This is a genomic window from Saccharopolyspora sp. NPDC050642, from assembly GCF_040654735.1.
GTDB lineage: Bacteria > Actinomycetota > Actinomycetes > Mycobacteriales > Pseudonocardiaceae > Saccharopolyspora > Saccharopolyspora elongata.
This window is the reverse complement of the sequence record NZ_JBFAIN010000090.1, coordinates 1-3,690: the sequence shown is the minus strand read 5'-3', so window position 1 is coordinate 3,690 and position 3,690 is coordinate 1. Positions and strand designations below refer to the sequence as shown.

Annotated in this window: 4 protein-coding genes; 1 reads left to right on the top strand and 3 read right to left on the bottom strand. The window is 70.6% G+C overall.

Translation table 11 applies throughout. The annotated features are described in order from the left end of the window. Positions 1-129 precede the first annotated feature (129 nt). A complete protein-coding gene (locus AB0H93_RS44195; protein WP_358582946.1) occupies positions 130-903 on the bottom strand; it encodes an E3 ubiquitin ligase family protein in 774 nt (257 codons plus the stop codon). Positions 904-1,003: 100 nt separating this feature from the next. Beyond that, entirely contained in the window at positions 1,004-1,366 is a 363-nt protein-coding gene (locus AB0H93_RS44190) for a helix-turn-helix domain-containing protein (RefSeq protein ID WP_358582944.1), read from the bottom strand. Positions 1,367-1,584: 218 nt separating this feature from the next. On the opposite strand from AB0H93_RS44190, the gene AB0H93_RS44185 reads away from it, so the two are divergent. Next, a complete protein-coding gene (locus tag AB0H93_RS44185; RefSeq protein ID WP_358582941.1) occupies positions 1,585-2,475 on the top strand; it encodes a glycoside hydrolase family 16 protein in 891 nt (296 codons plus the stop codon). 51 nt (positions 2,476-2,526) lie between these two features. On the opposite strand, the gene AB0H93_RS44180 is transcribed toward AB0H93_RS44185, so the two are convergent. Then, positions 2,527-3,399: a nitrilase-related carbon-nitrogen hydrolase gene (locus AB0H93_RS44180; protein WP_358582939.1), complete on the bottom strand. Its 873-nt coding sequence runs from the start codon at positions 3,397-3,399 to the stop codon at positions 2,527-2,529. Positions 3,400-3,690: the final 291 nt, after the last annotated feature.

Genomic DNA, 3,690 nt, shown 5'->3' with positions numbered 1-3,690 from the left:
GGTGCTGCAGGCCGCCGACACCCGGCTGACGCAGCTGCGCAACGGCGGCCTCCCGGACGCCGGCGGCCTGGTGATCGCCACCGACCATCCATTGAAATTGCGGACCACCGGGGAGCCGGGAGCGGGCGGTCAGAGGACGATGCCGAGGACCACGAGGACGATTCCCGCCAGGGCGGCCACCGGGACTCCGATCGCCAGCCACCGGTGCTGGTTCCGGCGGCTGTCGCGGACCTCCTGCTCGGTGCGGGTGGAGACGATGAAGTGGCCGTCCCGCTCGGGTTTGCCGATCACGAGCGGACCGATCTTGTCGTGGACCTCGCCGAGGACGTACAGCCGCCGGCCGGGCCGGATCACCCACTCCTCGTACTCGTAGCCGATCGTGCCGCTGCTGTCGAAGATGTTCGGCAGCTGGAGGCCGAACACCACCGGGCCCTGCGGGTTGTACGGCTCGAACCGATCGACGACCTGCTCCGGCCGGTCCGGGTTGGTGCCGTTGGGATCGACGCCGATCAGCACGCCCTGGTCGTCGCGCAGCGCGTAGCCCTCCCAGGACGTGTGCTGGGCGACGGTCTCGGTGCGCCGTTCCGCGTGGCGGCGGCCGTCCCGGTAGTTCACCTGCTCGTAGCGCCGCTTGACGACGTAGCGGAACCAGACGCATTCCGTCTTGCTGAGCTCGGAGACGAGCACGCCCTCCGGTCGCGGGTGGGCCGCGCCGACCACCTCGCACTGCTTGCGGAACCCGCCCCGCGCGCCGACCTCGTCGGAGGCCCGGCGCAGCACCTCCAGCTCGTTGACCGGCAGGGTTTCGGCACCGATCATCGCGTGCAGCTGGTCCCGGGCACGTCGCATGAAGTAGAACCCGACCCCGGCCGCGACGAACAGCACGATCCCGAAGATGACCATCGATCCCCCTCTGCTCGGTCGTGCCCGACCCTAGTTCCGCGTGCCCGGGCGGGACGGCGATTCCGGCAGATCTGCAATGCTCGCCACGATTCCGCCGGGCTCAGCTCGCGGCGACGTGCACCTTCTCGGCGCCGATGCGGTGGATGCGTTCGTTGCCCCAGCTGCCGAGGTCCGTCAGCGCCCGGTTGAGGGATTCGCCGTGCTCCGTCAGGGAATACTCCACCTTCGGCGGCACCTCCCGGTAGACCTCGCGGTGCACGAGCTCGTCCTGCTCCATCTCCCGGAGGTGCTGCGTCAGCATCTTCTCGGTCACGCCCGGCAGGCCGCGCCGCAGTTCGGCGAACCGCCGGGTCCCGTGCTCTTCCAGCTCCCAGAGGATCAGCACCTTCCACTTGCCGGACACCACGTCCATCGCGGCATCGATGCCGCAGAAGTAGGGCCCGCGCCGGGCTGACTTCACCATCCGCACTCCTCGTGAGACGACCGGAGGACGAGTCGATCCTATCGACCGCGGAACCGATTGCGGCGGCGGAGAAAGCGCCGGGGAGCCGATCTGAACGCGGGTCCAAAACACGACACGAGCGGGACCCGGCGCTGAACCGGTGGGCATACTCGATCGATCCATTTTCGAACCCTGGGCGCGCGGGAGTGGGGCGCTCCCACTACTCGGAAGGAGCCGACATGGCCCCGAGACGACTGCTCGCGGCCGGTGCCGCGCTCGCCCTACTGGCCTCCGCGCCGCTGTTCGAAGCCGGTGCGGCACCCCGCGCCGAGGTGTTCTTCGACGACTTCTCCGGCTCGGAGCTGGACCGTTCGAAGTGGACGGTCGAGGTGACCGGCGAGAACTTCGGCACCGTCAACCAGGAGCAGCAGGCCTACATCGACTCGGCGGAGACGATCTACCTCGACCAGGACCCGTCGACCGGCGCGAGCAACGGCGCGCTGGTGCTGCACCCCCGGTACCAGCCCGGCCACCAGGCGCCGGACGGGCAGACCTACGACTTCGTCTCCGGCCGGATCAAGACCCAGGACAAGGTCGAGTTCACCTACGGCAGCTACGCCGCGCGGCTCAAGCTCCCCGAGGGCGCCACCGCGTCCGGGCTGTGGCCCGCGTGGTGGTCGCTGGGCGCGAACATCGACGCTGGCAAGCCGTGGCCGGAGTGCGGCGAGATCGACATCATGGAGCACGTCGGCGAGCCGTGGACGAGTTCGGCGCTGCACGGCCCGGAGTACCACGGCGACACCCCGTTCACGAAGCGCCAGAACTTCGAGGGCAAGGACCCGGCCGACTGGCACGTCTACAAGGTCGACTGGACGCCGGACGGGCTGGCCTTCTTCGTGGACGACGTCGAGACGTACCGGGTCACCAAGCAGGAGATCCAGTCCAAGGGCTGGACGTGGGCGTACGACGACCCGCAGTTCCTGATCCTGAACTTCGCCCTCGGCGGCGGGTACCCCAACGGCGTCAACGGCGTCACGGAACCGTACTTCGGCCTGCCGCAGTCCACAGTGGACAAGGTGGCCGCGGGCAACGTCCGGTACCTGATCGACTGGGTTCGCGTCGAGCAGTGACGCGCGGTTCCGCGAGCTCTGACGACCCACCAGGAAATCCCTGGCGGGAAGTCAGAGCGACCGGATGGCAGGCAAGCTCCGCAGTGCCGCCGGAGCGGGCGCTTCACGCTCCGGCGTGGCCGGAATGGCGAGGACGCGGTCCAGGAGGACCGGCAGCTCGGTCCGGATCGCCGCGACCGAGCCCACGTCGACGTCCGCGGTCAGGACGTCCTCGCCCGCACCCGCCTCGGCGAGCACGACGCCCCAGGGGTCGATGACCAGGCTGCCGCCGGCCTGGTCCATGCCGCTGTGGGAGCCTGCGGCGCAGCAGGCCAGGACGATGGCCTGCTCCTCGACCGCGCGGGCGCGCACCAGGATCCTCCACTGCTCGCGGCGCCGGGCCGGCCAGGCGGAGGGCACGACCAGGATCTCCGTCCCAGCATCGACCAACGCCCGGAACAACTCGGGAAAGCGCAGGTCATAACAGGTGGCGAGGCCTAGGTCGCCGAACTCGGCGGGGATCGTCACGACATCCCGCCCGGCGGCCATCCGCACGGCCTCACCGGTGTCGAAGCCGTAGCGGTGGATCTTGCGGTACGTAGCGCGCAGCGCCCCGACCCGGTCGAAGACCAACGCCGTGTTGTGGAGCGCGCCGTTGCCGTCGCGCTCCACCACGGTTCCCGCGTGCAACCACACGGCCGCGGATCTGGCCGCCGCCGACATGGCTTGCACCGTTGGACCGTCCACCGGTTCGGCACCCGCCTGCCAGTCGTCGTAGGCCCAGGCGCCGGTCGTCCAGAGTTCCGGCAGCACGACGATGTCGTCGCCCGCCCGGCGCCGGACAAGATCTGCGGCCCGGGCTCGGCGTTCGTCGGCGGATTCGGTGTCCGAGACCGAGAGCTGGATCAGGGAGGCGCGAATTCCCAGGCCCCGTCCACGAGTCATCCGGCGAACAGCGGGAGCGGCGCGCCCCGCACCACACCCGAGGGACCGGTGCCCGCTCTGCGGCGGTCCGCTCGCCCCATCGGGTGGGCAGCAGCTCGGGTGACGAAACATCCGGCGGCGCCGCGTGGCCCGAAGCCGCCCGGCGATGGGAGGCCGACTCGTTCTCCATAGCCGGCCATTCAGCTTCGATCATTCCGGTGAAGCGAGGAGGGCGCCCCGACCGGCCGGTCGGGGCGCCCGGCGCGGGGGCGGGCGCGGGGGGGGCGCCCCCGCGGGGGGGGGCGGGGGCGT